Source organism: Rhizobium sp. ZX09 (genome assembly GCF_017357485.1).
GTDB classification, from domain to species: Bacteria; Pseudomonadota; Alphaproteobacteria; order Rhizobiales; family Rhizobiaceae; genus Agrobacterium; species Agrobacterium pusense.
Genome location: NZ_CP031364.1, coordinates 359399 through 385216, shown reverse-complemented (window position 1 = coordinate 385216; position 25818 = coordinate 359399). Strand labels below are relative to the sequence as shown.

19 protein-coding genes are annotated in these 25818 nt (G+C 60.0%); 14 read left to right on the top strand and 5 right to left on the bottom strand.

The annotated features are described in order from the left end of the window. The 7 genes from BTN45_RS16370 to BTN45_RS16340 all read left to right on the top strand — a co-directional run bounded on the left by BTN45_RS16370 (nucleotide 1) and on the right by BTN45_RS16340 (nucleotide 7100). Nucleotides 1-1023, top strand: a complete 1023-nt coding sequence (locus BTN45_RS16370; protein WP_207590054.1) for a LacI family DNA-binding transcriptional regulator — start codon at nucleotides 1-3, stop codon at nucleotides 1021-1023. A 33-nt stretch (nucleotides 1024-1056) separates the two neighbouring features. Beyond that, nucleotides 1057-2106 carry a sugar phosphate isomerase/epimerase gene (locus BTN45_RS16365; RefSeq protein WP_107339498.1) on the top strand — a complete coding sequence of 350 codons (1050 nt, stop codon included), beginning with the start codon at nucleotides 1057-1059 and terminating at the stop codon, nucleotides 2104-2106. An 11-nt stretch (nucleotides 2107-2117) separates the two neighbouring features. Next, a complete protein-coding gene (locus tag BTN45_RS16360; RefSeq protein ID WP_207590052.1) occupies nucleotides 2118-3287 on the top strand; it encodes a Gfo/Idh/MocA family oxidoreductase in 1170 nt (389 codons plus the stop codon). 100 nt (nucleotides 3288-3387) lie between these two features. Beyond that, nucleotides 3388-4242, top strand: a complete 855-nt coding sequence (locus BTN45_RS16355; protein WP_207590050.1) for a sugar phosphate isomerase/epimerase — start codon at nucleotides 3388-3390, stop codon at nucleotides 4240-4242. Between the two features lie 149 nt (nucleotides 4243-4391). Next, a complete protein-coding gene (locus BTN45_RS16350; protein WP_207590048.1) occupies nucleotides 4392-6077 on the top strand; it encodes a GMC family oxidoreductase in 1686 nt (561 codons plus the stop codon). Beyond that, complete coding sequence (locus BTN45_RS16345) at nucleotides 6077-6637, top strand: gluconate 2-dehydrogenase subunit 3 family protein (protein ID WP_072493108.1); 561 nt, start codon at nucleotides 6077-6079, stop codon at nucleotides 6635-6637. Before BTN45_RS16350 ends, BTN45_RS16345 begins: the two co-directional genes overlap by 1 nt. A gap of 67 nt (nucleotides 6638-6704) precedes the next feature. Continuing rightward, nucleotides 6705-7100, top strand: a complete 396-nt coding sequence (locus BTN45_RS16340) for a cytochrome c family protein (protein WP_022562837.1) — start codon at nucleotides 6705-6707, stop codon at nucleotides 7098-7100. 68 nt (nucleotides 7101-7168) lie between these two features. Here the strand turns inward: BTN45_RS16340 and BTN45_RS16335 are convergent, their stop codons facing one another. Next, the gene (locus tag BTN45_RS16335; protein WP_035206959.1) at nucleotides 7169-8032 is read right to left on the bottom strand and encodes a LysR substrate-binding domain-containing protein; all 864 of its coding nucleotides are present in this window, start codon (nucleotides 8030-8032) and stop codon (nucleotides 7169-7171) included. Between the two features lie 254 nt (nucleotides 8033-8286). Between BTN45_RS16335 and BTN45_RS16330 the strand changes: the two genes are divergently transcribed. The 5 genes from BTN45_RS16330 to BTN45_RS16310 all read left to right on the top strand — a co-directional run bounded on the left by BTN45_RS16330 (nucleotide 8287) and on the right by BTN45_RS16310 (nucleotide 20338). Next, nucleotides 8287-14220 (top strand): Ig-like domain-containing protein, encoded by a 5934-nt coding sequence (locus BTN45_RS16330; protein ID WP_207590047.1) that lies wholly within the window; start codon nucleotides 8287-8289, stop codon nucleotides 14218-14220. Between the two features lie 543 nt (nucleotides 14221-14763). After that, nucleotides 14764-16194 (top strand): NAD-dependent succinate-semialdehyde dehydrogenase, encoded by a 1431-nt coding sequence (locus BTN45_RS16325; RefSeq protein ID WP_246751740.1) that lies wholly within the window; start codon nucleotides 14764-14766, stop codon nucleotides 16192-16194. Nucleotides 16195-16590: 396 nt separating this feature from the next. Beyond that, on the top strand, nucleotides 16591-18342 hold the full coding sequence (locus BTN45_RS16320; protein ID WP_207590045.1) for a type I secretion system permease/ATPase: 1752 nt from the start codon (nucleotides 16591-16593) through the stop codon (nucleotides 18340-18342). 2 nt (nucleotides 18343-18344) lie between these two features. Continuing rightward, entirely contained in the window at nucleotides 18345-19649 is a 1305-nt protein-coding gene (locus BTN45_RS16315; protein ID WP_207590044.1) for an HlyD family type I secretion periplasmic adaptor subunit, read from the top strand. Between the two features lie 389 nt (nucleotides 19650-20038). Beyond that, entirely contained in the window at nucleotides 20039-20338 is a 300-nt protein-coding gene (locus BTN45_RS16310; RefSeq protein WP_004445373.1) for a hypothetical protein, read from the top strand. A gap of 104 nt (nucleotides 20339-20442) precedes the next feature. Here BTN45_RS16310 and BTN45_RS16305 read toward each other — a convergent pair whose 3' ends face one another. Next, entirely contained in the window at nucleotides 20443-21165 is a 723-nt protein-coding gene (locus tag BTN45_RS16305; RefSeq protein ID WP_207590043.1) for a DUF72 domain-containing protein, read from the bottom strand. Nucleotides 21166-21591: 426 nt separating this feature from the next. Here BTN45_RS16305 and BTN45_RS16300 point away from each other — a divergent pair, with 426 nt between their 5' ends. Continuing rightward, a complete protein-coding gene (locus BTN45_RS16300) occupies nucleotides 21592-22044 on the top strand; it encodes a hypothetical protein (RefSeq protein WP_035206970.1) in 453 nt (150 codons plus the stop codon). 116 nt (nucleotides 22045-22160) lie between these two features. On the opposite strand, the gene BTN45_RS16295 is transcribed toward BTN45_RS16300, so the two are convergent. Then, the gene (locus tag BTN45_RS16295; RefSeq protein ID WP_207590042.1) at nucleotides 22161-22778 is read right to left on the bottom strand and encodes a TetR/AcrR family transcriptional regulator; all 618 of its coding nucleotides are present in this window, start codon (nucleotides 22776-22778) and stop codon (nucleotides 22161-22163) included. Between the two features lie 87 nt (nucleotides 22779-22865). Here BTN45_RS16295 and BTN45_RS16290 point away from each other — a divergent pair, with 87 nt between their 5' ends. Further along, nucleotides 22866-23639: an SDR family oxidoreductase gene (locus BTN45_RS16290; RefSeq protein ID WP_112766226.1), complete on the top strand. Its 774-nt coding sequence runs from the start codon at nucleotides 22866-22868 to the stop codon at nucleotides 23637-23639. A 361-nt stretch (nucleotides 23640-24000) separates the two neighbouring features. Here the strand turns inward: BTN45_RS16290 and BTN45_RS16285 are convergent, their stop codons facing one another. Both BTN45_RS16285 and BTN45_RS16280 read right to left on the bottom strand, forming a co-directional pair. After that, entirely contained in the window at nucleotides 24001-24561 is a 561-nt protein-coding gene (locus tag BTN45_RS16285) for an NAD(P)H-dependent oxidoreductase (protein WP_112766227.1), read from the bottom strand. Nucleotides 24562-24612: 51 nt separating this feature from the next. Continuing rightward, entirely contained in the window at nucleotides 24613-25794 is a 1182-nt protein-coding gene (locus BTN45_RS16280; protein WP_048902886.1) for an acyl-CoA dehydrogenase family protein, read from the bottom strand. Nucleotides 25795-25818: the final 24 nt, after the last annotated feature.

Sequence of the window (25818 nt, the reverse complement as noted above, 5' to 3'; positions counted from 1 at the left end):
ATGAGCAAAGACCACAGTTCGAATATCAGGGAAGTTGCAGCTCTCGCGGGTGTCTCCATCGCGACAGTATCGCGCGCGCTGCAGCAACCCGACAAGGTTCGCCCGGAAACCCGCAAGAAGGTTTTCGATGCCGTTCGGCAAGCGAACTTCGTTCCCAATGCGCAGGCGGCCAGTTTCCGCCGCCAATCCAACAACACCGTCATCCTTCTCGTTCGCGATATCGGCAACCCCTTCTATCTCGAAATCTACAGGGGTGTTGAGGAAGCGGCGGGCGAAGCGGGCTTCAAGGTGCTTATGGGCGATGCCCGCAATGACGAGCACCGTGTGGCGACCCACATCGATATGGTACGGCAGAAACATGCCGACGGCCTCATCCTGATGACCGGGCAGTTCCCGTCCGAGCTTCTCGATCAGGGCGATGCGCTGCCGCCGATCGTCATCGCGTCGGAGACGGTGCCCGGCCTCGCATTGCCGACCGTCAAGGTGGATAACCGCGCCGCATCGATGAACGCCGTGCGTCACCTCATGGAAGCGGGACATGAAAGGATCGTGCATCTGGCCGGTCCCGTACCGGAAAGTCTGGCGCAGGAACGTTTCGACGGTTACCGCGCGGCACTTGCGGAGGCCGGCATAGCTTATGCCGACGAACTGGTGGTGACGGGTGATTACAGCATTGAGGCCGGCCGGCAGGCGATTGCGGGTCTTCTCGAAGGCGGCATTGTCTTTACCGCGATCTTCGCATCGAGCGACCAGATGGCGATTGGCGCGATCAGCGAGTTGCGGGGCAGGGGTCTGTCGGTCCCGGGTGACGTCTCCGTCATCGGCTTCGACGATATCATCTTCGCCAATGCCTTTGAGCCGCCGCTGACGACGGTGCGTCAGCCCCGGCAGGAAATGGGCCGAAGGGCCATGGCGCTGATGGTGGACAGGCTGAATGGCAAACGCACCGCCGAGACCATCGTGTTGGATACTGAACTGGTGGTGCGCGGCTCGGTCGCGCCGTGCCGACCGCCGCACCGGTAGCGGCCAGACTGTGAATGCAAGGAGTGTAAGGACATGAAGACGATCAAAGGCCCGGCGATTTTCCTCGCGCAATTTGCCGGAAACGAGGCCCCTTTCGATACGCTCGACAATCTCGGCCAATGGGCGGCTTCGCTCGGCTACAAGGGCATCCAGGTGCCGACCGACCCCAAGCTCTTCGATCTGGAAAAGGCTGCGAAATCCAAGGACTATTGCGACGAGATCAAGGGCCGTCTGGCCGAGATCGGTGTCGAGATCACCGAGCTTTCGACGCATATTCAGGGCCAGCTCGTTGCCGTTCATCCCGCCTATGACGAGATGTTCGACGGTTTCGCTCCGGCCGAACTGCGCGGAAAGCCGCAGGCGCGGCAGGAATGGGCGGTCAATCAGCTGATATGCGCAGCGAAGGCGTCGCGGCATCTCGGCCTCAAGAGCCATGCGACCTTCTCCGGCGCGCTCGCCTGGCCGTTCGTTTATCCGTGGCCGCAGCGCCCGGCGGGTCTTGTCGAAATGGCCTTTGCCGAGCTCGGCAAGCGCTGGACACCCATTCTCGATGCCTTCGAGGAAAATGGCGTGGATCTCTGCTACGAGCTGCATCCGGGTGAGGACCTGCATGACGGCGTCACCTTCGAGCGATTTCTCGAAGCCACCGGCGACCACGCGCGCGCCAACATCCTCTACGATCCCTCGCATTTCGTGCTGCAGGCGATGGATTATCTCGGCTTCATCGATATCTACCACGAGCGTATCCGCGCCTTCCACGTCAAGGATGCCGAGTTCAATCCAACCGGCCGTTCCGGCGTTTATGGCGGGTATCAAAGCTGGGTCGATCGGCCGGGCCGTTTCCGTTCGCTGGGCGACGGGCATGTCGATTTCGGCGCGGTTTTCTCGAAGCTCACCCAATATGATTTCGATGGCTGGGCGGTGCTGGAATGGGAATGTGCGCTGAAGCACCCGGAAGACGGCGCGCGCGAAGGCGTCGCCTTCATTGAAAACCACATTATCCGTGTGACCGAGCGGGCCTTCGACGATTTCGCCAAGAGCGGCGTCGATGATGCCGCCAATCGTCGCCTTCTCGGCCTCTGAAAGGGATAGCCATGTCTTCCGCACCAAAAAAATTCGACAGCCGCCGTATCCGTCTCGGAATGGTCGGCGGCGGTCAGGGCGCCTTTATCGGTGCGGTGCACCGCATCGCGGCCCGGCTGGATGACCGTTACGAGCTCGTGGCCGGAGCGCTTTCCTCCGATCCCGCGCGTGCGGCCGCTTCGGCAATCCTGCTCGGCATCGCGCCGGAGCGTTCCTATGCCTCGTTCGAGGAGATGGCTGCGGCAGAGGCCGGTCGAGACGACGGTATCGAGGCAGTCGCCATCGTGACACCTAATCACCTCCATTTTGCGCCCTCAAAGGCCTTTCTCGAGGCCGGTATTCACGTCATCTGCGACAAGCCTGTGACCGCGACGCTTGAGGAAGCAAAGGCGCTGGCCGAGATCGTCAGGGCGTCCGACAGCCTGTTTGTCCTGACGCATAATTACACCGGCTACGCCATGCTGCGGCAGATGCGGCAGATGGTGGCTGATGGAGCCATTGGCAAGCTGCGCCACATTCAGGCCGAATATGCTCAGGACTGGCTGACCGAGGCGGTTGAGAAGACCGGTGCGAAGGGGGCGGAATGGCGCACCGATCCCAGCCGCTCCGGCGCGGGCGGCGCCATCGGCGATATCGGCACCCACGCCTTCAACGCCGCCGCCTTCGTTACCGGTGAAATCCCGAAGAGTCTTTATGCCGACCTGACCTCTTTTGTGCCGGGCCGGCAGCTGGATGACAGCGCCAATATTCTTTTGCGTTACGAAAGCGGCGCCAAGGGCATGCTTTGGGCAAGCCAGATCGCAGTCGGTAATGAAAACGCGCTGTCGCTACGGGTCTACGGCGAAAAGGGCGGGCTTGAATGGCACCACCGCGTGCCGGATGAGCTGTGGTTCACCCCTTACGGGGAGCCAAAGCGGCTCATAACCCGCAACGGCGCAGGCGCAGGAGCCGCGGCCAACCGTGTCAGCCGCGTGCCATCGGGGCACCCGGAAGGATATCTCGAGGGTTTTGCGACGATCTACCGCGAAGCCGCAGATGCAATCATTGCCAAAAGGGAGGGAAAAGCAGCCGCCGGGGAGGTGATTTACCCCGGCATGGAGGACGGCCTTGCGGGTCTCGCATTCATCGATGCCGCCGTTCGCTCCAGCCAGACCTCGACCTGGATCAATATCGATATCTAGGTCGCAGCCTATCGGAGGAGACGACACAGGGCGCCGAAGGTGATGCCCAGCAAAGGTACACGTGTCGTCACATTGATCAAACGGAAAGGGAGTTACGCGTTTGAAAACGTTCAAGTCAAAATTCGCAGGCATGGCAGTCGTCGCAGCATTGGCGGCCGGTTTCGCAAATCCGGTTTTTGCCGATGACAGCAAGACCCTGCCGATTGCCGCGCAGATGTATACGCTGCGCAATTCCGGAACGCTGGAGGAGCAGCTGACGATCCTCAACCGCGCGGGCGTTTCCGCGGTCGAAACCGTGGACATGCAGAAGGTCAGCGCCAGCGAATTGAACACGCTTCTCGAAAAGCACAAGATCAAGGTCATTTCCTCGCATGTGCCGATCGACAAGCTGCGCGGCAACCTCGACGAGGTCATCACCGAACAGAAGGCTGTCGGCAACCCTGTCGTGACCGTACCTTTCCTGAAGCCGGAAGACCGACCAAAGGACGCGGCTAGCTGGACCGCCTTCGGCAAGGAACTGGGCGGCTATGCGGACAAGCTGTCCGCTGCGGGCCTTTCCATGGCCTATCACAACCACGACTTTGAAATGGCCAAGTTCGACGGCAAGACGGCGCTGGAACTGTTGCTCGACGCCGCCGGCCCGAAACTGCAGGCCGAAGTCGACGTCGCCTGGGTGGCGCGCAGCGGCAATGATCCCGCAGAATTCCTTGGTACATTGAAGGGCAAGGTTTTTGCCATCCACGCCAAGGACAATGCACCGGCGGGCACGGCGGAAAACGAACGCGGCTTCGCCATACTCGGCACCGGCACGCTTGACTGGAAGACGATCCTGCCGGCGGCCAAACATGCCGGCGCAAAATGGTTCATCCTTGAGCACGACCTTCCGCTCGATGCCGAAGCGGTCGTAACCAAGGGCAACGCGTTCCTCAACGAACACCTGCCGACGATTCAGTAAACACTGCCAGTAAAACCAGAACCGCTCCCCGGCGGCCGGTTTCGGCGGGGAGCATGAGGTTCGACAGACGCTTATCCATTTTCCGCCGCGCCGCGGCGGGAAGTGCTTTGCCCTGTCGTTTTTTCCAAGCTCACATCGGAGGAGTTATCATGGCAAACAATCATTACGATGCGATTGTTGTCGGCTCGGGCATCAGTGGAGGCTGGGCCGCAAAGGAACTCACGCAGAAGGGCCTGAAGGTTCTGATGCTGGAGCGTGGCCGCAATATCGAACACGTCACCGACTATCAGAATGCCGACAAGGAAGCCTGGGATTACCCCCATCGCAACCGCGCCACGCAGGAAATGAAGGCGAAATATCCCGTTCTCAGCCGCGATTATCTGCTGGAAGAGGCGACGCTTGGCATGTGGGCCGATGAGCAGGAAACGCCCTATGTCGAGGAGAAGCGGTTCGACTGGTTCCGCGGTTATCATGTCGGCGGCCGTTCGCTGCTGTGGGGACGCCAGACCTATCGCTGGTCGCAGACCGATTTCGAGGCCAATGCGAAAGAAGGCATCGCCGTTGACTGGCCGATCCGTTATGAGGACGTGTCCCCCTGGTATGACTACGTCGAGCGCTTCGCCGGCATTTCAGGCAGCCGCGCGGGGTTGGACATCCTTCCTGACGGGGAATTCCTGCCGCCCATTCCGCTCAATTTCGTGGAGCAGGATGTCGCAAGCCGGCTGAAGAAGGCGTTCAAGGGCACGCGCCACCTCATCAATTCGCGCTGCGCCAACATCACCCAGGAACTTCCCGATCAGGAACGCACGCGCTGTCAGTTCCGCAACAAATGCAGGCTGGGGTGTCCTTTCGGCGGCTATTTCAGTACGCAGGCATCCACCCTGCCGGCAGCGGTCGCTACGGGAAATCTCACGCTTCGTCCCTTCTCCATCGTCAAGGAAATCCTGTATGATAGGGACAAGAAGAAGGCGCGCGGCGTCGAGATCATCGATGCCGAGACAAACCTGACCTATGAATATACCGCCGACATCATCTTCCTGAACGCATCGACGTTGAACTCGACCTGGGTGCTGATGAACTCGGCCACCGATGTCTGGGAAGGCGGGCTTGGCAGCAGCTCCGGCGAACTCGGCCATAATGTTATGGATCACCATTTCCGCATGGGCGCCACCGGCCAGGTGGAAGGTTTCGAGGACTTCTACTTCAAGGGTCGCCGTCCGGCGGGCTTCTACATTCCCCGGTTCCGCAATACCGGTGACGACAAGCGCAAATATCTGCGCGGTTTCGGTTATCAGGGCTCCGCCAGCCGGTCGCGCTGGGAGCGGGAGATCGCGGAACTGAATATCGGCGCCGATTACAAGGAAGCGCTGACCGAGCCGGGCGGCTGGACCATCGGCATGACCGCCTTCGGTGAAATGCTGCCCTATCATGAGAACCGCGTGAAGCTGGATCATGAGAAGAAGGACAAGTGGGGCCTGCCGGTCCTTTCCATGAATGTCGAGATGAAGCAGAACGAACTCGACATGCGCGAAGACATGGTCAATGACGCCGTCGAGATGTTCGAGGCGGTCGGCATCAAGAACGTCAAGCCCAGTCGTGGCAGCTATGCGCCGGGCATGGGCATTCACGAAATGGGAACGGCCCGCATGGGACGCGACCCGAAAACCTCTGTCCTTAACGGCAACAACCAGGTCTGGGATGCGCAGAACGTCTTCGTCACCGATGGCGCCTGCATGACTTCGGCCTCCTGCGTCAACCCGTCCTTGACCTATATGGCGCTGACCGCGCGTGCGGCCGATTTCGCCGTTTCCGAACTGAAGAAGGGGAACCTGTGATGAACAGACGCGAACTGCTGAAACTCATAGCCGTTGCGACCGGCCTGCCGCTGATCGGTGCGGATATCCTGACAGCCGCCGAAAACGCTGCCAGGCCCGCCGGGGGTGCCCATGTCTTTACGCCCGAGGAAATCCGCTTTCTGGACGAGGTGGCGGAAACCATCATTCCGCGGACCTCCACGCCGGGCGCGAAGGACGCGGAAGTCGGTGCATTCATGGCCGTCTATGCGGCCGATTGCTACACTGACGAACAGCGGACACTCTTCCTTTCGGCCATTTCCGATATCGAGAAACGCAGTCAGGCCGAACACGGGAAGGCCTTTGTGGATTTGACCGCCGAACAGCGCCAGGCGCTGCTTTCTGTGCTGGACAAACAGGCCAAAGCGGAACAGTCGCCGGCAAAACCGCATGCTTTCACGCTGGTCAAGCAGCTGACACTGCTTGGTTTCTTCACCTCGAAGATCGGCGCCACGGAAGTTCTCGTCTATGACGAGATTCCCGGTGGCTTCGAGGATCGCGTTCCCTACAAGAAGGGCACGCCTGCCTGGGGCACGACCTGAAGAAAATCGCCGACCCGTCTGCTTCCGCGGACGGGTCGTACTCAAGCGGCAAGACAAGGATGACACGATGCACAAAATAACAATCATCGCGGCGGCAATGTTTGCCGCAAGCGCCATTCCTGCTTTTTCGGAGGGCGATGTTGCCAAGGGCGAGGCCGTCTTCAAGCGGTGTTCCGCCTGTCACGCCATCGGTGAGGGCGCTAAAAACAGGGTCGGCCCGCAGCTTAACGGGATTATCGGCCGCGCGGCGGGCGGCGTGCCGGACTATACTTACTCGGCCGCAATGAAAAAAGCGGGCGAGGAAGGCCTCGTCTGGACGCCGGAAGAATTGCGGGCATTCCTGAGCGCGCCCAAAAAGAAAATCCCTGGCAACAAGATGGCGCTGGCCGGCATCAGCAAGCCGGAAGATCTGGACAATCTCATTGCCTATATTGAAAGCGCGGCTTCGAAACCTGCAGAGTGATGGCGGCGGAGGCGAGGGAGGGTAGGCTGATCCTCCTTCCGGCTGCTGCCGGGAGAGGACGGCCGATGTCATAGAACCCGCCCCGCTTCCTCGATGAATCTTCGCACCAGCGGCAGATGCCGTCTTTCGGCAAGGCAGATCGCATATTCATCGATGAGTTCGGTGGCATCGCAGAGCGGCACGAAGGAAAGGCGCGCGTCGTGACCGAATTCCAGATCGGCCACCACGCCGCATCCCACACCGTTGGCGATGGCTTCTCGCACGCCCTCGCGGGAGGAGATTTCTATGACGGGCTGGATGGAGATACCGTGATCGGCAAGGTTCTTTTCGAAGATTTCGCGGGTGCGCGATCCCCGCTCTCGCATGACGAAGGACAGGCCTTCAAGCTCTGCCACGAAGACGCTCTCCCGCGCCGCCAGCGGGTGAAAGACGGGCACGCACAGGCCAAGCCGCATGCTGAGGAATTTGACGCCATAGAGGCGCGGATCATCAGGTGCACGGGCGGTAATGGCGACATCGGCGCGATAATCGATGATCTGTTCCATCACCCGCGCCGAGTTGTCGACCGAAAGCGAAAAGGTTAGCTGCGGCCGCTCTGCCTTCAGCCGCGAAAGAATAGGCAGCGGCAGCACGGGGCCATCGGCAGCGACGCGCAGATGCCCGCCCGCAGAACCCGTATCGCCGCGCAGGAAGGCCTTGGCCTCGTTTTCGGCCTGAAACAGGCGTGCGGTTATCTCAAAAAGGCGTTCGCCCTGCGGGCTGAGGCTCACCCCCCGCGGTTTTCTTTCCAGAAGGTTCACACCGCTGATCGCCTCCAGCTCGCGCACATGGGCTGAAAGGGTGGATTGGCTGATCGCCATGTCCCGCGCGGCCTGAGAAAAACCGCCCGATTGCGCGACGATGTGAAAGGCCTTCAGCTGGGTGGTCGACATGAGATCCTGTTCTGCCGGCGCTAGCGCCGTGTGCGCCTTCCTTCTGCCGTGCGATTATCGGCGAAAACGCTGACAACACCATGACGCCCGCGGGAAGGCTTCGTTTACCCTGTGGCGTAACCGATGGCGGCCGTGGGAAATCGCTATGGCGCGTTTACACTTTGTTAGGAATTCGTCATCCGGGCGTTAGCCCCTGCCTCTAATCGTGCCGCCATGGCCTCGGCCAATCCGTTTCACGCAAAAAGGCCCAAGAGATGACGACTTCGCAAAACTCGATCGCCAACCCCATCGAAACCTCTTCCGATTGGCTGCTGAAGATCCCGGACCTCTCGCAGCAGCAAAGCATTCTCGTTTCGCCTGGTGGCACCGGCACGGTAACGTCCTACAGCCTGGTATATGACGTCTATTTCCCTTCGGGCGGCTACACCGAATGGATACCCTTCCTTCAGACGGATCTTACCAACAGCAACGACGGTGACATTTTTGGCTCTGCAAGCAGTGCCAGCTACGGTATCGGCATCGGCGGTAATTATCGCGGCACGGCCAAACTGGATGCCTGGAACCGTATTGGTGTCACGATCGAAAAGAATTCGAACGGCACCGTTTCGATGAATAAATACGTCAATGGCGACTATATCGCGACCCAGCAGATATCGTCCAATCCGGGACGCTTCGCCATCGACCTGTCCAAAGGCTTCCTGATCTTCTCGGATGAGGATGGCGAAACATCTCCCGGCTATCTCAGCAATTTCCTTTTTCTCCAGAAAGTGCTGACGAAGGCCGAAATGTCCTATCTGGGCGCAGCAAAAGCATCGGGTATTCTGCCGGATGTAATGAAGCAGGCGGCAGAGCAGACAGGCGCTCTCGAAGTCCGTTTCTCGGAAGGCTCGGCCGCACCTGCAATCGGCACGGGAACGATTACCGCAAAGGGCACCACGCTCGAATTCACGACGCCTGCAAAGGCTAACGTCCTGGGAATTGGCGAGACGGCCCCTGTCGATCCGTCGGCCGTGGCAAAAACCGCCATGATCAAGGACATGATGGTGACGCCCGACGCGGCAAACGTGACGATCGATCTGTCGAAGTACTTCTCCGGCGAAAAGCTTACCTTCACCGTGCAGAACAGCGAAAACAAGGTCGTGAATGCGGTCCTTGCGGAAGGCAACAAGCTGACGCTTGACTTTGCCGAACTCGGCCATTCCGACATTCGTGTGACCGCGACGGACGCTGCCGGCAAAAGCATGGCCGACGACTTTCGTGTGCGTGTGGCCGGCCCGAACGCCTATACGATTGCGGTTTTTCCAGACACGCAGGACTATACCTCGAACGATGGCATCAAGCATCTCTTCGGCGACATGACGCAGTGGCTGGTCGATAACCGCCAGAGCCACAACATCGTCTTCATGAGCCATGTGGGCGATATCACCCAGAACAACCAGTCGTCCGAATGGGATATTGCCGAAGCTGCGCTGCGCAAGCTCGATGGCAAGCTGCCCTATGCGCTGCTTCCCGGCAATCACGATCAGGGCTCGTCCGGCAACGCCGCAGACCATTCTTCCGACCAGCTGGACAGCCGTTTCTCGGCAGCAAAGCAGGCGGCGACCAATGCCGGCACCTTCGGGGGCGCTTACGATCAGGAACAGGCCGCCGCCCGCAACACCTACAGCACCTTCACCGCGCCTGATGGGACCAAGTGGTTGTCCATCTCGCTCGAATTCGGCCCGCGCGACGACGTGATCCGCTGGGCGGGCGATGTGATCGAGAAGTTTCCCGACCATCGCGTGATGCTCGCAACGCATTCGCTGACGAGCTATGCCGGGCGTCAGGACAATCTGGCAGCGCCGCTCTATGACGAAGGCGCCGGCTATGATTACGGCATGCGCACCGACCAGCGCGGCGCAAACGACGGAGAATATGTCGCCCGCGTCTTGTTGTCCCGCTATCCGAACATCGTCATGACCTTCTCCGGTCACATCTTCGGCGATGGCGCAGAAACCGACATCACCTACAACCAGTATGGCGAGCCGGTCTTCCAGTTCCTGGTCAACTACCAGAACGGCGTATCCCGCGAAATCACCGGTAACGGCATCGAGTCGCGCGGCAATAACGGCGGCAACGGCGCGATACGCCTGATCACCATTGATCCGGACAATAACCGCATCTCCACCGAAACCTACTTCACCGCCTTCGACGATTACCTCGACGGTTACCGCAGCAAGCCGGAAATCGATCGCAACGGCCTGACCGGTTATTATCGCGGCCATCAGGAAGTGTTCGAAAACGTCTATGTCGGTGCAGGCAGGGCGCGCGCCATGGCCGATGCCGGTGACGACATCGTCGCCAATGCAGCAACCGGCGCATCGAAGGCAAGCGTTAACCTCTCCGCGGCCAAATCACTGCTGTCGGCAGACATCAAGAAGTTCGTCTGGACGGACAAGAACGGCGATGTGGTTGCCGAAGGCAAGGAAGCGGTTGCCGATCTTTCGCTCGGCAAGCACAAGCTGACGCTGACGGCAACCGACGCCAACGGCGTCAAGACCACGGATACGATTGACGTTCTCGTTCGCGGCGACCGCACCCTGCTGATTGAAAATTTCAATGACGGCAAGGCAGATGGCTGGGCCACCAATTTCGGCGCAACCGATGGCAACACCGGTAACTTCCTGCTCAAGGGCACAGTATTTTCGCGCTCAAGCACAACGGACGGTCTCGAAGCTCCGGAGGCAGCGCTCTTCGACCAGAGCGATGCGACCGGCAACAAGCTTGTTTATATTGGCGGGCAATCGGCCGGCTGGAGCGACTACGTCCTGGAAGCGACGCTCATCCAGCTCGATAATGACGCGATCGGCGTCTACTTCTATTACAAGGACGCGAACAACTACTACCGCTTCTCGATGGATGGTGAAACGAACCGCCGTCAGCTGATCAAGGTTTCCGGCGGCAATGAAGTTCTGCTCGCCTCGGTCAATGAGGGCGTTCAATATAATATGGAGCTTCCGCTGACCGTCTCGGTCGTCGGCGGCGTCATCAACGTCTTCCTGGGCGACAAGAACGTCTTTGGCGGCCCCGTCGTGGATGCGACGTCGCCGCTCTCCGGCGGTACCGTTGGCGCCTATTCCAGCGGTCAGCGCGCCTCGGTTTTCGATGACATCGTCGTCACGCGCGCGGTCACGACCGCCAAGGCCGGGATCGACCAGCGGGTCTACGACCTGGATGGCGATGGCAAGGCTTCCGTCACGCTCGATGCATCCGGCTCCTTTGGCCCTGAGCATCTGACTGGCTTCGTCTGGACGGACCTCGACGGCAATGTCGTCGCCACAGGCAAAAAGGTCGACGTCGCGCTCGATACCGGCATCAACAGGCTGATCCTGAAGGTCACCTCCGCCAACGGTGCCGTTTCGACCGATCGCGTTGATGTTACGGTCGTGGAGAAGGCGAAAATTCTCGTTGCCGAGGATTTCTCCTCCGCTGGGGCCATGGCGCGCTTCAAGATTGTTGACGAGGGTGAGTTCGGCGGTATCGGGCCGGATGGGAAGTCCTCTGAGTGGTTGATTTCCAACGGCAGGCTGGTTCAGACGACCGAGCTTGCAAGCCGGGAGCTGACCTGGAGCGGCGCAACCAACTCCGACTACTGGAAGCGTGGCTGGAGCCCGATGGGGGACGGCGTCAACGTGCTGCGCCTTGGCACTTATGCGCTCTTCAACGACCCGGCAGCGCTGGCATGGACCGACTACGCCATCGAAACAACGTTCCAGACACCTGACAAGGACGGTCTCGGCTTCCTGTTCCGCTACAAGGACAGCAAAAACTATTACAAGCTCGAACTGGATGCCGACGGCATTCTTGATCGTACCCCGAGCAATGGCGCCGGCAGCATCTTCAATCTCGTCCGGATGCGAAACGGCATCGAGGAAATCCTCGTTCAGGTGCCGGGCAAATATGAGCCTGGCCAGGATGCGAAGCTGCGCGTCGAGGTCATCGGCGACAAGATCACCGCTTTCCTCAACGAAGAGGCGCTGTTTGCCTATCCGATCGGCGATCGCGAACTCGACGCCGGTACTTTCGGCCTCTATTCCTGGGGTAATAAGGGTCTGGCCTTCGACAATCTGACGGTGGTCAATCTGAAATCCGGCCTCGAGGCGGGCACAACCATCAACGGCACGGAAGCGCGCGACACCCTCGTGGGCGCAGATGCCGATGAAACGATCTTCGGCCACGGGGGCGATGACCGGTTGATCGGCAACGCCGGCAACGACCGCCTAGCCGGCGGCGATGGCAACGACGTGCTGATGGGCGGGGCAGGGCGTGACGCGCTGTCCGGCGGCAACGGTGACGACGTGCTGTTTGGCAATGAGGGCAACGATATCGTCTCCGGCGGTCTGGGTGACGATGTCATCGAAGGCGGCACCGGCAACGATCTGCTGCTGGGCGGTGATGGCTCCGACACCTATGTCTATGGCCGCGGAGACGGCTCCGACGACATCGTCGAGACCGTTGGTGCGACGGGCGACAAGGACGTTCTCGTTCTGCACGATATTGCCAGAAACGAAGCCGTCCTGCACAAGTTCGGCGACATCGTCGAAATCGAATTCGGCAACGGTGAAAAAATCTCGCTGCGCAACCAGCTCGCGGGCGGCGGTGTGGAACTGGTGACCTTCGCCGACGGAACGCTTCTCAACCGCGATGCGATCGTCAAGGGTCTTGTCAACCGTGGCCCGGTTGCTGCTGCCGATACGCTGGCTGCAGTCGATGAAGATGCGGCATCCTTCCTTATTTCCTTCGCCACATTGCTGGCGAATGACAAGGACGCCGATCTCGACCAGCTGGCGGTGACGGGTGTCTCCCTTGTCGCGGGTGGAACAGCGGTTCTGGAGGAGAACGGCATCCGCTTCACCACGGCTGCCGATTTCAACGGCACGGCGTCCTTCAGCTACAGGATCACTGACGGTCGCGGCGGTTCGAGCGAGACGACGGCAAGCTTCACAGTCAAGCCTGTCAATGACGCACCTGTTGCCGCCTCCATCGCCGTCAAAACGGATGAGGATGTTGTCCTGAAGGGCAAGGTCGTTGCGTCCGATATCGATGGCGATACGCTGACCTTCGCCATCAAGGCCGATGCCGGCGCGGCGAAGGGCGAAGTCAAGATCGACGCGGCGACCGGTGAGTGGGTCTATGCGCCGAACGCCAATGTGAACGGAACCGACAGCTTCACGGTCGTCGTTTCCGATGGCATGGGCGGCAGTGCCGAGAGCGTCGTCTCCGTCACGATCGATCCCGTCAACGATGCGCCCGTGGCTGTAGACGACAGGATCACCGTGTCGGAAAAGGATAACGCCAGCTTCGATCTGGTCGCCAATGATACGGATGTGGAAGGTGACCGCCTGACGCTCGTCAGCGTCGCAGTGGCAGGCGTCGCGGGCCTTGCCCTGACCAGCGAACAGGCAGCTGCTGCCTTCTCCGTGGTCGATGGCAAGCTGGTTGTTGATCCTTCCTCTGCCTTTGCGGCCCTGGAAGATGACCAGCAGGCGGTCGTGACGCTCACCTATACGGTTCGCGACGCCAATGGCGGCGAAGCGCACGGCACGACAACCGTGACTGTGGACGGCTACACCGAGTACACCATCGTCAGCGGTACTGATGGCAACGACGTCCTGGTGGCCGGCGATGGCAAGGACATGCTGGAAGGCGGTGACGGCAACGACACGCTGCTGGCCGGTGCCGGCAACGACATGGTGGATGCGGGCGCTGGCAACGACCGTGTGGTTGCTGGTGACGGCAACGACATCGTCGAGGGCGGCGCCGGTAACGACGTGCTGATGGGCGGCGCCGGCAATGATGTTCTTCACGGCGGTGCTGGCAATGACCAGCTGAACGGCGGATCGGGCGATGACACGCTGATCGGCGGGGCGGGCAACGATGTGCTGACCGGTGGCAGTGGTGCGGATACCTTCGTTTTCGCGGCCGGCAGCGGCCGGGATGTGGTGACGGACTTCCAGGCCGGGGCTGACGGCAAGGATGTCGTCGAACTCTCGAAGGACGTCTTTGCGGATTATCAGGCGTTTATCGCCTCCGGGGTCTTCACGGATGGCGACCACGGTGCCGAGATCGCCTTCAAGGACGGGTCGACGATTACCTTCGATGGTGTGAAGACCGAGCAATTCGTCATCGACGACTTCCGCTTCGCGTAAACCACAAGGGCGCATCCATCCGGGTCCCCTTCAAATCGCGCCAAACCCGCCGATTTCGGCGGGTTTGTGCTTGAGGGAGCCTGGCATGAGTGGCCCACCCTGTCGGCAAAGACGAAGTAAGAAAACGTCTTCGTCATTGGCCCCCCGGGGGGCGGAGAGCACGCTGTCGCTAATATTGCTGCAGCGGACGTGCTGACCGGCGCTGGCGCTGGACGGGACCGCCCATATTCGGACGGCGACCTGTTGGATGGCCAGCGTCGAACCAGCTGCCGGGGGATATCTCAAATCATAATCGATGTAGGGGAGTGCGGTTTTCATCGCCGATGCGTGTGATGACTCATGAATTTTCTTGATCGATTGTCGCAAATGCACGCGCAAGATTGACGTTCTTCCGGTGCGGCGCTACCACCTGTGCCGGTGCCCGTCAGCCGACGGTCATTCGCTGAAATAGCGGCTGGTCGGCGTGCTCGGGTTGTCGTGTCAAAGGGGGAACCGTCCTTGTCGCTTTATCCTGTTCTCCTCGGCAGGCTCGCCCGACCGGATCTGTTTTCCGATCTTGCAGGCATCGCTCTCGGCGGCAAGGCTTGGTCGGGCGCGGAATTCGATGTTTTAAATCCTTCGACCGGTGCGCTGCTCGCGCGGCTGCCGGATATGGGGCCCTTGGAAACCCGGGACGCGATCGACCGCGCGGCTGAAGCACAAGGCGTGTGGCAGAGCCTGCCGGCCAAGGATAAGAGCGCGGTGATGCGCCGCTGGCACCAACTGATTGTTCTCCATTCGGACGATCTCGCAACGATCCTGACGGCAGAAATGGGTAAACCGCTGACGGAGGCAAAATCCGAAGTCGCCCATGCCGCTGCTTACGTGCAATGGTATGCCGAGGAGGCGAACCGCATCTATGGCGAAACGATTTCCGCCCCTTCCAACGATCGGCGGATGCTCGTTATCAAGCAGCCGGTGGGCGTGGTCGGCACCATCACGCCGTGGAATTTCCCAGCATCCATGGTCGCCCGGAAGATTTCGCCCGCACTTGCCGCCGGCTGTGCCATCGTATTGAAACCAGCGGAACAGACGCCGCTAGTGGCAGGGGCAATGTTCGTGCTCGCGCGGCTTGCCGGTTTTCCGGAGGGGGCGCTCAACCTTATCTATGCCAGTCACGGTGCCGATGTCGGTGCGGAATTGTGTACCAATGCCAGGATACGCAAGATCAGCTTCACCGGCTCAACCGAAGTCGGGCGGCTGCTGATGAGCCAATGCGCGCCGCAGATAAAGAAGCTCAACCTCGAATTGGGCGGCAATGCACCCTTCATCGTTTTTGACGATGCCGATATTGATGAAGCCGTGGAAGGCGCCATTCAGGCGAAATTCCGCAATGGCGGCCAAACCTGTGTTTCGGCCAACCGCATCTATGTCCAGTCGGCGGTTCACGATGAGTTTTCGGAAAAATTTGTTGCGCGGGTGGCAGAATTGAAGGTTGGCGACGGCTTCGATCCCGAGGTGACCATCGGTCCGATGATCGACAGCCACGCCATCGACAAGATCGAGGCACATCTGGCCGACGCCGGCGCAAGAGGCGGCACAATAAGGTGCGGCGGCAAGCGTGTCGGCAATGGCGGAACCTTTTTCGAACCAACGGTCCTCACCGGCGTCACCAGCGCGATGCGGGTGGCGCAGGAAGAGACTTTCGGACCTTTAGCGCCGATCATCCGTTTCAACGATGCGGAGCAGGTTGTGCGTGAGGCCAATGACACGATCTACGGTCTGGCTGCCTATTTCTACGCCTCCAATCTCAAGCGCGTGTGGCGTGTTGCCGAAGCCCTGGAATATGGCATGGTCGGTATCAATACCGGCCGCATGTCGTCGGAAGCAGCTCCTTTCGGCGGTGTCAAACAATCCGGCATCGGCCGCGAAGGTTCGCGCCACGGCATGGAGGATTATCTTGAAATGAAATATCTCTGCATGGGCGGCATATAGCGGCCGGCCGTCACGGGTTCCCGTGGATCATCGCCCTCAGTAACATTTGTGCGCCAGCGACGCTGGCTGCGATCAGCCTGTCGTTCATCAACGAGAAATGCAGGGTGGGCGGGTGAAGCAGCAGCCCTTTACGAAACCGATGGCCGCCATGGGAAATCCCTATGGCGCGTTTACGATTTTTCAGGTCTCCGTCATCCGCACGTTAGCCTTTGCCGCTAGGCGTGCCGACATGGCTCTCGGGCCACTCCCGTGTCGCGAAGGAAGGGCAGGAGATGACGACCTCTTCAAACATGATCGCCGGCCCGCTCGCGATGCGCTTTTTCCCGTTCGCGGAAGATTGTCACAGGCGTATTGCCGCCGGCTGACCCCACCGCCGCGATTTCAATGGACAGTAAAATGCGTTTCCAATCCGCCAATAGTAATGTTCGTAAGATCAAGGGTGTATTTGCGGGCTGCGCCGTCGCTTTCATCGGCGTCGGTCTCATGAGCGCCCTGGTCAATATTCTTTATCTCACCGGCTCGCTGTTCATGATGGAGGTCTATGACCGCGTCCTGCCCAGCCGCAGCCTGCCGACGCTGGTGGCGCTGTTCGCCATCGTGGTGGCGCTTTACGTATTTCAGGGCCTGTTCGATGCCCTGCGCGGGCGCCTTCTGGTGCGCATCTCCGATCGTCTCGATCAGGTTCTCTCCTCGAGGGTCTACGAGGCGGTGATCGGATTGCAATTGCGCCTGCCGGTCAGCGGCGCCCAGGCACAGCCGCTTCGTGATCTCGATACAATCCGCTCTTTCCTGTCGGGAAGCGGGCCGACGGCCTTGTTCGACCTGCCCTGGCTGCCTTTTTATATTGCCATCTGTTTTGCCTTTCATTTCTGGCTTGGCGCCACCGCGCTTGCCGGTGCCGCAATTCTCACCGCGTTCACGCTGATGACCGAGCTTGTCTCCAGACGCCCCGTCGAGGAGGCCGCACGACACGCCTCCCAGCGCAATCGGTTGATTGAAAGCGTGCGCCGGAACGCCGACATCGTCGCCGTCATGGGTATGGTGCCGCCCCTGCGCGATCGTTGGCAGACGGGCAACCGCGCTTATGTGCGCGAACAGCGCGCTGCAAGCGATATAGCCTCCGGTTTCGGCGTGGCAAGCAAGGTGCTGCGCATGCTGCTGCAATCCGGCATTCTGGCGGTTGGGGCGTGGCTGGTCATCAATGAGCAGGCGACACCCGGCATCATCATCGCCGGCTCCATCCTGTCGGCGCGGGCGCTCGCGCCGGTGGATCTCGCCATCGCCAACTGGAAGGGCTTCATCGCTGCCCGGCAGAGCCGCCGCCGTCTCGAAAAGACGCTTGCGCTGTTGCCGGATGCCGCCATGCGCATGGACCTCCCGGCGCCCCGCTCCCTTCTCTCCGTCGAACGTGTCGGCGCCATTCCACCGGAAGCGACCGAGCCGGTTCTGCAGGATGTCGCCTTCACGCTGGCGGCAGGCAGCGCCCTTGGCGTGATCGGCGCGAGCGGTTCGGGGAAAAGTTCGCTCGCACGGTTGCTGGTCGGCCTCTGGCGCCCGCTCAAAGGCTCGATCCGGCTGGATGGCGCAACGCTGGACCAATGGCCGGCAGAGGCGCTGGCGCGCCACATCGGCTACATGCCGCAGGCAATCGACTTGCTGGACGGCACCATTGCGGAAAACATCGCCTCTTTCGACCGGCAGGCGAGTTCGGAAAAAATCATCGCGGCCGCCCGTGCTGCGCGCATCCACGACCTCGTTGTGAGCCTGCCCGATGGCTATTCCACTATGGTAGGCGAAACCGGCCGGCAGTTGTCGGCGGGGCAAAAACAGAGGATAGCGCTGGCGCGTGCCCTTTATGGCGAGCCGTTTTTCGTTGTGCTCGACGAACCCAATTCCAACCTCGATTCCGAAGGCGAAGAGGCGCTGACGGCTGCCATTCTCGGCATTCGCGAGCGTGGCGGCGTGGCCGTCATCATCGCCCATCGTCCAAGCGCGCTTCTGGCCGTGGACAAGGTGCTCATGCTCGCTGACGGACGGCAACAGGCCTTCGGCGCCAAGGAGGAAGTACTCGCCAAGGTGCTGCGTCCGGTCGGTGGTGCGGCAGGCGCCCTCAAGGTCGTGCAGGCCACGGAAGCAGGAAAGATCTGAATATGGATGAATGGCAGACACTCAGACGCTCGATCCGCAACCATATTTTCGTTGGTGGACTGGGTTTTCTAACCCTCGTCGGCGTCTTCGGCGGCTGGGCCGTCGGTACCGAGATTGTGGGTGCGGTCATCGCGCAGGGTTCTCTGGTGGTGGAAACCAGCCTGAAGAAAGTCCAGCATCCCGTGGGCGGCGTTGTCAGCGAACTGGCCGTGCGGGACGGAGACCGGGTCAAGGCAGGCGATGTGGTCATGCGTATCGATGCGACGATGACCAAGGCCAATCTCGCCATCATCGTCAAGAGCCTCGATCAATTCACCGCCCGCAAGGCGCGGCTGGAGAGCGAGCGTGATCGGGCCGCCCGGGTGATTTTTCCGCAAACGCTGCTCGATCGCGCCGGCGATGGCGAGGTTCTGGCCATGATGAATGCCGAACAGCGCCTGTATGAAAACCGCAAGGCGGTTCGCGAAAGTAAAAAACGCCAGCTCGAACAACGCGTGCGACAGCTTCGCGATGAGATAAGCGGCATGGAAGCCGAGCGCGCGGCGAATTTCCGCGAGCAGGGCATGGTCGATGAAGAGCTCATACGCTTTCGCTCCCTGCATGAAAGGGGGCTGATGGAAAAAAGCCGCCTCAGCACACTGGAGCGTCAGGCCACGGATATCGACGGTGATATTGGCCGGCTGATGGCCGGCATTGCCGGGGTCGAAGCGAAGATCAGCGAAACCGCGCTACAAATCCTGCAAATCGACGAACAATGGTCGGAAGAGGTGGGTTCCGATCTGCGCGAAATGGATGCGCGCATCGGTGAATATATCGAGCGCCGGGTGGCGGCCGAAGACCAGCTGAAACGCGTCGATATCCTGGCGCCGCAGGATGGAGTGGTGCACCAGCTTTCAGTGCACACCATCGGCGGTGTTGTGGCGCCCGGCGAGCAGATCATGATGATCGTGCCGGAAGTCGACAAACTGGTGGTCGAGGTCAAGGTCGCGCCGCAGGATATCGATCAGATCTATTACGGTCAGCTGACCAACCTGCGCTTCTCCGCCTTCAACCAGAAAACGACGCCGGAAATAACCGGAACGGTGGAGCGCATCTCCGCTGATGTGACGGTGGATCAGCGAACGGGCACCAGCTTTTATCTGGTACGTGTTGCCACGTCGCAAGAGCAGATAAAGCGTCTTGGCGAATTCAGCCTCATGCCCGGCATGCCGGTGGAAGCTTTCATCACGACAGGTGAGCGAAGCGTCTGGTCCTATTTCCTCAAGCCATTGATTGATCAGGCGAACCGCACATTCAGAGAGGCCTGAAGGCAATGGGCGAGGGGCGTAGCTAGCGAAATGGTTTGCTCAATTCTGCGATGTCATGCGCTTTCATTGGCGCGTGGCGTTGCAGTTTTCATAGGGCGCTCGGAATTCTGAGCGGTTGATGTTCGTAACGCCCCCTCCGCTAATCGTTGTCCGACAAACCCTCCAGGGGGTAGCTTCCCTTTGCAACCGCATCGCGTTCGTCGAGGCAGGTCCAACCTGGGACAGGCAGCTCATGCTGTGCCGTGTTTTTGCTTTGCGGAGAAATTGAACGGCCGTGTTGAAGCCGGGACTGGAAGCGACGCGTTTGCATTGTGTGAGTTTCAAAAAGTTTGAATTGACCACCTCTCACGGCGAGGCAAAACTTGGGGGATTGGCAAGGGAGAGCAAAAATGGACCAGCCGTGGCGTCACATGACAAGCGCACCGAAAGACGGTACCCGGATTCTCGTGACGATCCGCTCGTCGGAGCAAGGCCCGGCACAGGTGGATCTTGTTTATTGGTCCAATGGCGACCGGCTCGGAGCAGAAGGCTGGCGAGCTTCGGATTCCTCACCGGGTCGGATAATTGAATATGCGGAACCGGAGCTGAAGTGCTGGATGCCGGTTCCGGCGGCGAATACCGGTGGGCTATCGGCGCCCTCTCCCTGGGAAGGGGATGATGACCGCGAGCTTTTCGGATCCGGAATATGACGGGAGGAATTGCAGTGAATTTGCGGGAACGCCGCGGGGTATGATCAAGTATCAAGGCCGCCCCCTGCCTCGTCCGCGGAACTGATATCGCAAGTGCACCTGCATCATCCTGATGCCCTGCGCGCAGGATCGCGTGCGGGTATGGATGTCATGCTCAGAGCATTCTCGATTGCAGCGCCTGAGGCGGTGTTGTCGAAGACGCACCAACCGTCAGGCGCAACGAGTTCGCAAAAGTGCCTGATCTCATCGTCGCTATAAGTGGAATAATAGATCTTTGGTTTTCCGTGCAGGCGAACATATCGCGGGGGTTCGTTGAAGGTTTCCGCAGGCCACACGAGCGCCGGATCGGCGAAAACGCGGTCAATCTTGTATGTTTTCAGCAAATCAATCGCGTCCTGCGACGCCCAGCTCTCGTGCCGGGCTTCAATGACAATCTGCCCTTTATCAGACCCACGCATCGCCTCGAACGCCCTGTCTGACGTCCGGATATCAAAGGCAAGCGATGGCGGAAGCTGACACAGAAGCGGTCCACGCTTTCGACCCAGTGGCGCAAGGTCTTCTATGAAAGTTTCAAACGGCTCGGCTATATCGTTCATTCTGCGCGTATGCGAAATCTCTTTGGGCATCTTTGCAGAGAAACGGAAGGTGTCGGGCACTGATTCAGCCCACCGCGCGAAGGTGGACGCCTTGTGCCGACGGTAGAATGTGGAGTTGATTTCGACTCCATCAAAGACCGAGGCGTAACGTTGAAGGCCGCTCCCCTTGGCCGGGAACCGGTCGGCCACCTTTCTCGGGATGGACCAGGCCGCAGTGGCAATGATTGGCAAATCGTGTCTCCTTCCCCTCACCGGATCCAGTTCAACTCTTTAAAGCTCTATTTCAGCTCAAGAATTTGCTCCAGCCAAGTTCGTCTTAAAACCTCGTCGGCTGACAAGGTTCCGCGACGGTGATCCGGTCGGGGGTCCAGCCGGCTCTTTTCAGTGTCGCTTGCTGGTAAATAGCCGGTTGCAGCATCGAGACGGACCTGGGTGCTCGAATAGTATTCCCGTTACACCGTGTTGGGTGTTGGCGTCTGCGTCTTCCCGTGAGAGTAGCGATGAAACCGGACAATGACCCGGGAGCCGAGACTGACCGATGATTGAAATTTCCGCTGCTGCCAGTTGGCTAATGGCTGAGTTCCGACCGGGCTTGGAACACTTCGACAAGGTCCGCGGTTTGTACCAAGGGTCAAGGCGGAAAAGAGAGGAGATATCATGTCTAACTCAAAATCCACGGGTGGCGATTACGCCGAAAACACGGGTACGACCGACAATCGGTTCGGCTACTCGCTTGAAAGCCAGGCTCAGTTTGACGATGCCACCGAGATAGCGCGCGGAACGGCCGCCGGCGAAACCCTCAATGTTTATCGCCTTGAACCTGTTGCGGCGCCGGACGACCCACGCTGGCAGAATGCGCCTGCCCACGGAACCGTGGTCGTCGCAGCGCGGACGGCGGGTGATGCACGGATCGTCGCTGCAGGTGCGGAACTCGATTTCATGGAGATCGACGCCCTTCCCGCTGAAGACGTGTCGACGTTGAATGCAAGCGCCTTTAGAGATGAAAAACTCTATACGGTGATCGAAGTGGAACACGGTCGACAGGGTCTGACGCGAGGGGTGATGGACGGCGATGTCCGTATAGACACCATCAAGCCAGTGCAGATCTGAGAACGTGCCGACCCGAAGGGCTGCGGAATTTTCCGTTCTGCCGCAGGCTTTCAGTTATCAGCTTCGATCTGGGTAACGATATGATCGTCAGCTCCACCCGGCGGGCCTGCTCCCCGTCAGGGGGTACGCGTTCCGGGCCAAGCTGCGAGAGCAAGGTCGATAAGCCGCTTCAGCAAGGCGTTGCAGGCGCCGTCGCAGGCTTGGGCGGACATGCCCTGGATGATTGCACCATAAAAGCGGGCAAGCGTGTCGGTATCGGTTCGCGCCGGCAGTTCCCCTTCGTCGACTGCACGGTCGAAGCGGGTCTTGAGCGCCTGCATCGATGCCTCGCGCAATGTCGCCGTCAGACGCGCTACGGATGCATTTTCTTCCGCATGCTGCAGGACGGCCGTGGAGACCATGCATCCGCGCGGCTTGTCCGGCTGGGTGTCTCCATCGGCAATATCGTAGAGGTAAAGCCTCAGAGCTTCGTAAAGCGGCAGATCGGACTGCAATATGTCGGATCGACGGCTGTTTTCACGAGCAATGCTGAAATCCAGCGCCTGGCGGTACAACTCCTCCTTCGATCCGAACATCGAATAGAGCGTCGGGGGGTTGATGCCCATCGCTTTCGTCAGATCGGCGGTTGAGGTTCCTTCGTAGCCGCGCTCCCAAAACAGGCGTGCCGCGATGTCGAGCCCAACGTCGCGATCGAGCAGGCGGGGTCTGCCTCGTCTGCGGACTGGTGTCTCCATAAAATAGTGATCCCTATTATATTGTTGACAGATGCGCTTCGCTCCTTATTATAGGGGTCACTATTTATTTTGGCAACGGAGTGATCAATGTCCAGACGACTTGCAGACAAGACAGCCCTTATCACTGGAGGTTCACGCGGGATCGGCCGGGCGGTTGCCCTCGCCTTTGCCAGGGAGGGTGCCGCGCTGATTGGCGTGCATTATGCCGCTAACGCGGATGCGGCCAATGCCACAGTGCACGAGATCGAAGGGCTCGGCGTCAAGGCCGTCGCCGTGAAGGCCGATCTCAGACAGGGCAAGGACGCGGCCGACAGCCTGTGGGCGCGGTTCAGCGAAGCAGCGCAGATCGAGACGGGCTCGACCGCTCTCGACATTCTCGTGAACAATGCCGGTATCGCGCCCGCACTGCCATTGACGCAGACGAGCGAAGCCGCGTTCGATGAGGTGATGACGATCAACTACAAGGCGCCGTTTTTCCTGATCCAGGCCGTGGCCGATCACATCCGTGAAAACGGCCGTATTATCAACGTGTCGACCGGGTTTACGCGGATCGCAGCGCCGACTCATCCCGCTTACGCCGCGTCCAAGGGCGCGCTGGAAACGTTGACATTGGCGCTGGCACCGGAGTTTGCCACGCGCGGTATCACGGTCAATGCCGTGCTGCCGGGTGTCACGGAAACCGACATGAATGCAGAGTGGCTGTCGTCTCCGGAAGCGCGCGCTGGCGCCGAAGCCCTCTCTGTATTTTCGCGCGTCGGAAAGGCGGAGGATATCGCCGACGTGATTACCTTCCTCGCATCCAGCGATGCCCGCTGGACGACGGGCCAGATGATCGATGCAACGGGCGGCGCCCGCATCTAGGGGCACGTTGCTCTTGCTTTAGCTAAAGCTGTTCAAGCAAAAGCAGCCCACGAGGAGAGTCTGATTAAGTTCAGTTTGCTTGTCGTTTATCATCACATCCACGGGCGCTACGCATGTCCGTGGCGTCGTTATCCCCTTGTGCGGTGCCGTCGAGCTACGCGCAAACGTGGTCGCGGACATGTGACGCGCCGATCCCTGCAGATTGATCCTGCCGGCACGCCGTCTAAACGCTTTGCACTACCATCGAGCGGGATGCAGCCTAAGGCAAAGCCACCGGCGCTGTCGCGGCGGGTTCAGCCAAATTCCGATAGCTTTCGGTCGCGACTGCAGACTGCCTTGGCAAAAGCCGTCCATTTCTAAATTATTCTGCCGCGATTGTTACGTTTCCGAAACGAGCTTTGACGAGAAGCGCGGCTTCTGCGATTGCCTGATTTACCCGGGCGTTCACCACGGGAGAAACCTGCCCTTCCACGTAATCCCGGCCGGAGGTGTAGATTGCGGTCGGCGTCACGAAGGCTTCGAAAAAGGCAAATAGCGGCCTGAGTTGGTGTTCCACCACAAGCGAGTGCCGGTCTCCGCCGCCTGTCGCGGTCAAGATGACAGGTTTGCCCCTGAGGTCGGCGGGATCGAGAAGATCGATGACGTGTTTGAAGAGGCCCGTATAGCTTCCCTTGTAAGTCGGTGAACCGATCACCAGAGCTTCAGCGTCGATGATGGTCTGAATGACCTGCCGCGCGCTGCCTTCCAGGTCCGCTACGGATCGTGCCGAGCTTAGGGAGGAGCCGAGATCCTCAACGTCGAAAACCTGATGTTGCAGGCCCAGTTGGCCGGCCAGCGCCTCGCTGACGCTTTCGACGAAGCGCTTTGTGCTTGATGGCCGCGATGTGTTGCCGGAGAAACCGACGATCAGATTGTTGCTCATTGAACTTTCTTTCGGGTGATCCTGCATAAATGCGGTTTGTGTCTACGCGCCCTAGGCCGTCTTGAGAATCGACAGCCCGGCCGGGTGTGCCGATCGATCATTCTCGCCGGTCTTCCACTTCTCAAAGGCGGCGCGTCCGAGAATGGCGACGGACGTGTCTTCCTGAGGTGCATGGACGAGGACTGACTGGATATCCCGGAAATGACGCTCGAGCCCGAGATCGGCATTGAGACCGGGGTTGCCGATGCCGCGGACCGCCAGCTGGACAGCGTCGCGGATTTGCCTCCCGGCGAGAAGGCGGGCCCTTATCAGGTGTTCGGCATCGCCAATATGGTTTGCGAGCGCGCCAAAGATGATCTGGCGGGCGCCGGCAACCAGAAGGTCGATTTCACCCGAGAGTTCAACGAAACGTTCCGTTTGCGCAATCGGGCGGCCAAGATTAGCCGGCACGCGCTCATGCGCGAAGCGGATGAACGCTTCTTGGGCGGCTTCGGCCGCGCCCAGATAGATGGCAGTGAGTGCAAGCGTCATTGCCGCGTGGCCGCGATTATCCTGCTGGGCGACCGAGGGATCAACGAGCTCCAGCACATTTTCTGCCGGGATTTCAACTTCGGTGTACTCTACATCGTGCGAACCGGTCGCCCGCATGCCGAGGCTTTTCCAGTTCTCGATAATCTTGATGCCGGGCAGACCGTTGGGGACAACGAAGGTGCCGACTCGTGGCTGAACCTCATCGGTATGCGCCCAGACGAGAAAATGGGTGAGGCCATAGGCACCCGTTACGAAGCGCTTGCGGCCCGTGATCGACCAGCCATTTGCCGTCCGGTGCGCACGCGTGGACGGCAATCCGCCGCGGGCCGGCGACCCCAGCTCTGGTTCCACACGCGCGGCGTTCAGAAGAAGCGGCTGCTGCTTTGCCTGTGAAAGAAGTTCCCTGTAGAGACCGTCCGGCCAATGGCCCTTCGTGGCCTGCCCGAGATGTGTAAAAATCGTCATTGCGCTGATAAGCGCTACAGAAGGATCGCCTCGCCCGAGCGCCGCCAGAATATGGGCTGCGGTGCTCAAGGTTCCTCCCGGTCCGCCATAACGCGTGGCCACCGTGCTTTCGAGAAGTCCAGCCTTATGAACGGCGCGAATACCGGTCCAGGGAAACTGACCGGTCTGATCCGCATCCGGTGCGGCTTCGGAAAGGACGCGCGCGGCTGCGTCGAGTGCGGTGGGGTCATAGGACATGCGGATAGCGGCTTTCTCATGGTC

Excerpts from the sequence above, each read along its gene's own strand:
- BTN45_RS16290 (WP_112766226.1), top strand. The coding sequence starts at position 22,866 with ATGTCCAGACGACTTGCAGACAAGACAGCCCTTATCACTGGAGGTTCA.
- BTN45_RS16330 (WP_207590047.1), top strand. The coding sequence starts at position 8,287 with ATGACGACTTCGCAAAACTCGATCGCCAACCCCATCGAAACCTCTTCC.
- BTN45_RS16340 (WP_022562837.1), top strand. The coding sequence starts at position 6,705 with ATGCACAAAATAACAATCATCGCGGCGGCAATGTTTGCCGCAAGCGCC.
- BTN45_RS16295 (WP_207590042.1), bottom strand. The coding sequence starts at position 22,778 with ATGGAGACACCAGTCCGCAGACGAGGCAGACCCCGCCTGCTCGATCGC.
- BTN45_RS16300 (WP_035206970.1), top strand. The coding sequence starts at position 21,592 with ATGTCTAACTCAAAATCCACGGGTGGCGATTACGCCGAAAACACGGGT.
- BTN45_RS16335 (WP_035206959.1), bottom strand. The coding sequence starts at position 8,032 with ATGTCGACCACCCAGCTGAAGGCCTTTCACATCGTCGCGCAATCGGGC.
- BTN45_RS16285 (WP_112766227.1), bottom strand. The coding sequence starts at position 24,561 with ATGAGCAACAATCTGATCGTCGGTTTCTCCGGCAACACATCGCGGCCA.
- BTN45_RS16320 (WP_207590045.1), top strand. The coding sequence starts at position 16,591 with ATGCGTTTCCAATCCGCCAATAGTAATGTTCGTAAGATCAAGGGTGTA.
- BTN45_RS16280 (WP_048902886.1), bottom strand. The coding sequence starts at position 25,794 with ATGTCCTATGACCCCACCGCACTCGACGCAGCCGCGCGCGTCCTTTCC.
- BTN45_RS16360 (WP_207590052.1), top strand. The coding sequence starts at position 2,118 with ATGTCTTCCGCACCAAAAAAATTCGACAGCCGCCGTATCCGTCTCGGA.
- BTN45_RS16345 (WP_072493108.1), top strand. The coding sequence starts at position 6,077 with ATGAACAGACGCGAACTGCTGAAACTCATAGCCGTTGCGACCGGCCTG.
- BTN45_RS16365 (WP_107339498.1), top strand. The coding sequence starts at position 1,057 with ATGAAGACGATCAAAGGCCCGGCGATTTTCCTCGCGCAATTTGCCGGA.
- BTN45_RS16315 (WP_207590044.1), top strand. The coding sequence starts at position 18,345 with ATGGATGAATGGCAGACACTCAGACGCTCGATCCGCAACCATATTTTC.
- BTN45_RS16310 (WP_004445373.1), top strand. The coding sequence starts at position 20,039 with ATGGACCAGCCGTGGCGTCACATGACAAGCGCACCGAAAGACGGTACC.
- BTN45_RS16370 (WP_207590054.1), top strand. The coding sequence starts at position 1 with ATGAGCAAAGACCACAGTTCGAATATCAGGGAAGTTGCAGCTCTCGCG.
- BTN45_RS16350 (WP_207590048.1), top strand. The coding sequence starts at position 4,392 with ATGGCAAACAATCATTACGATGCGATTGTTGTCGGCTCGGGCATCAGT.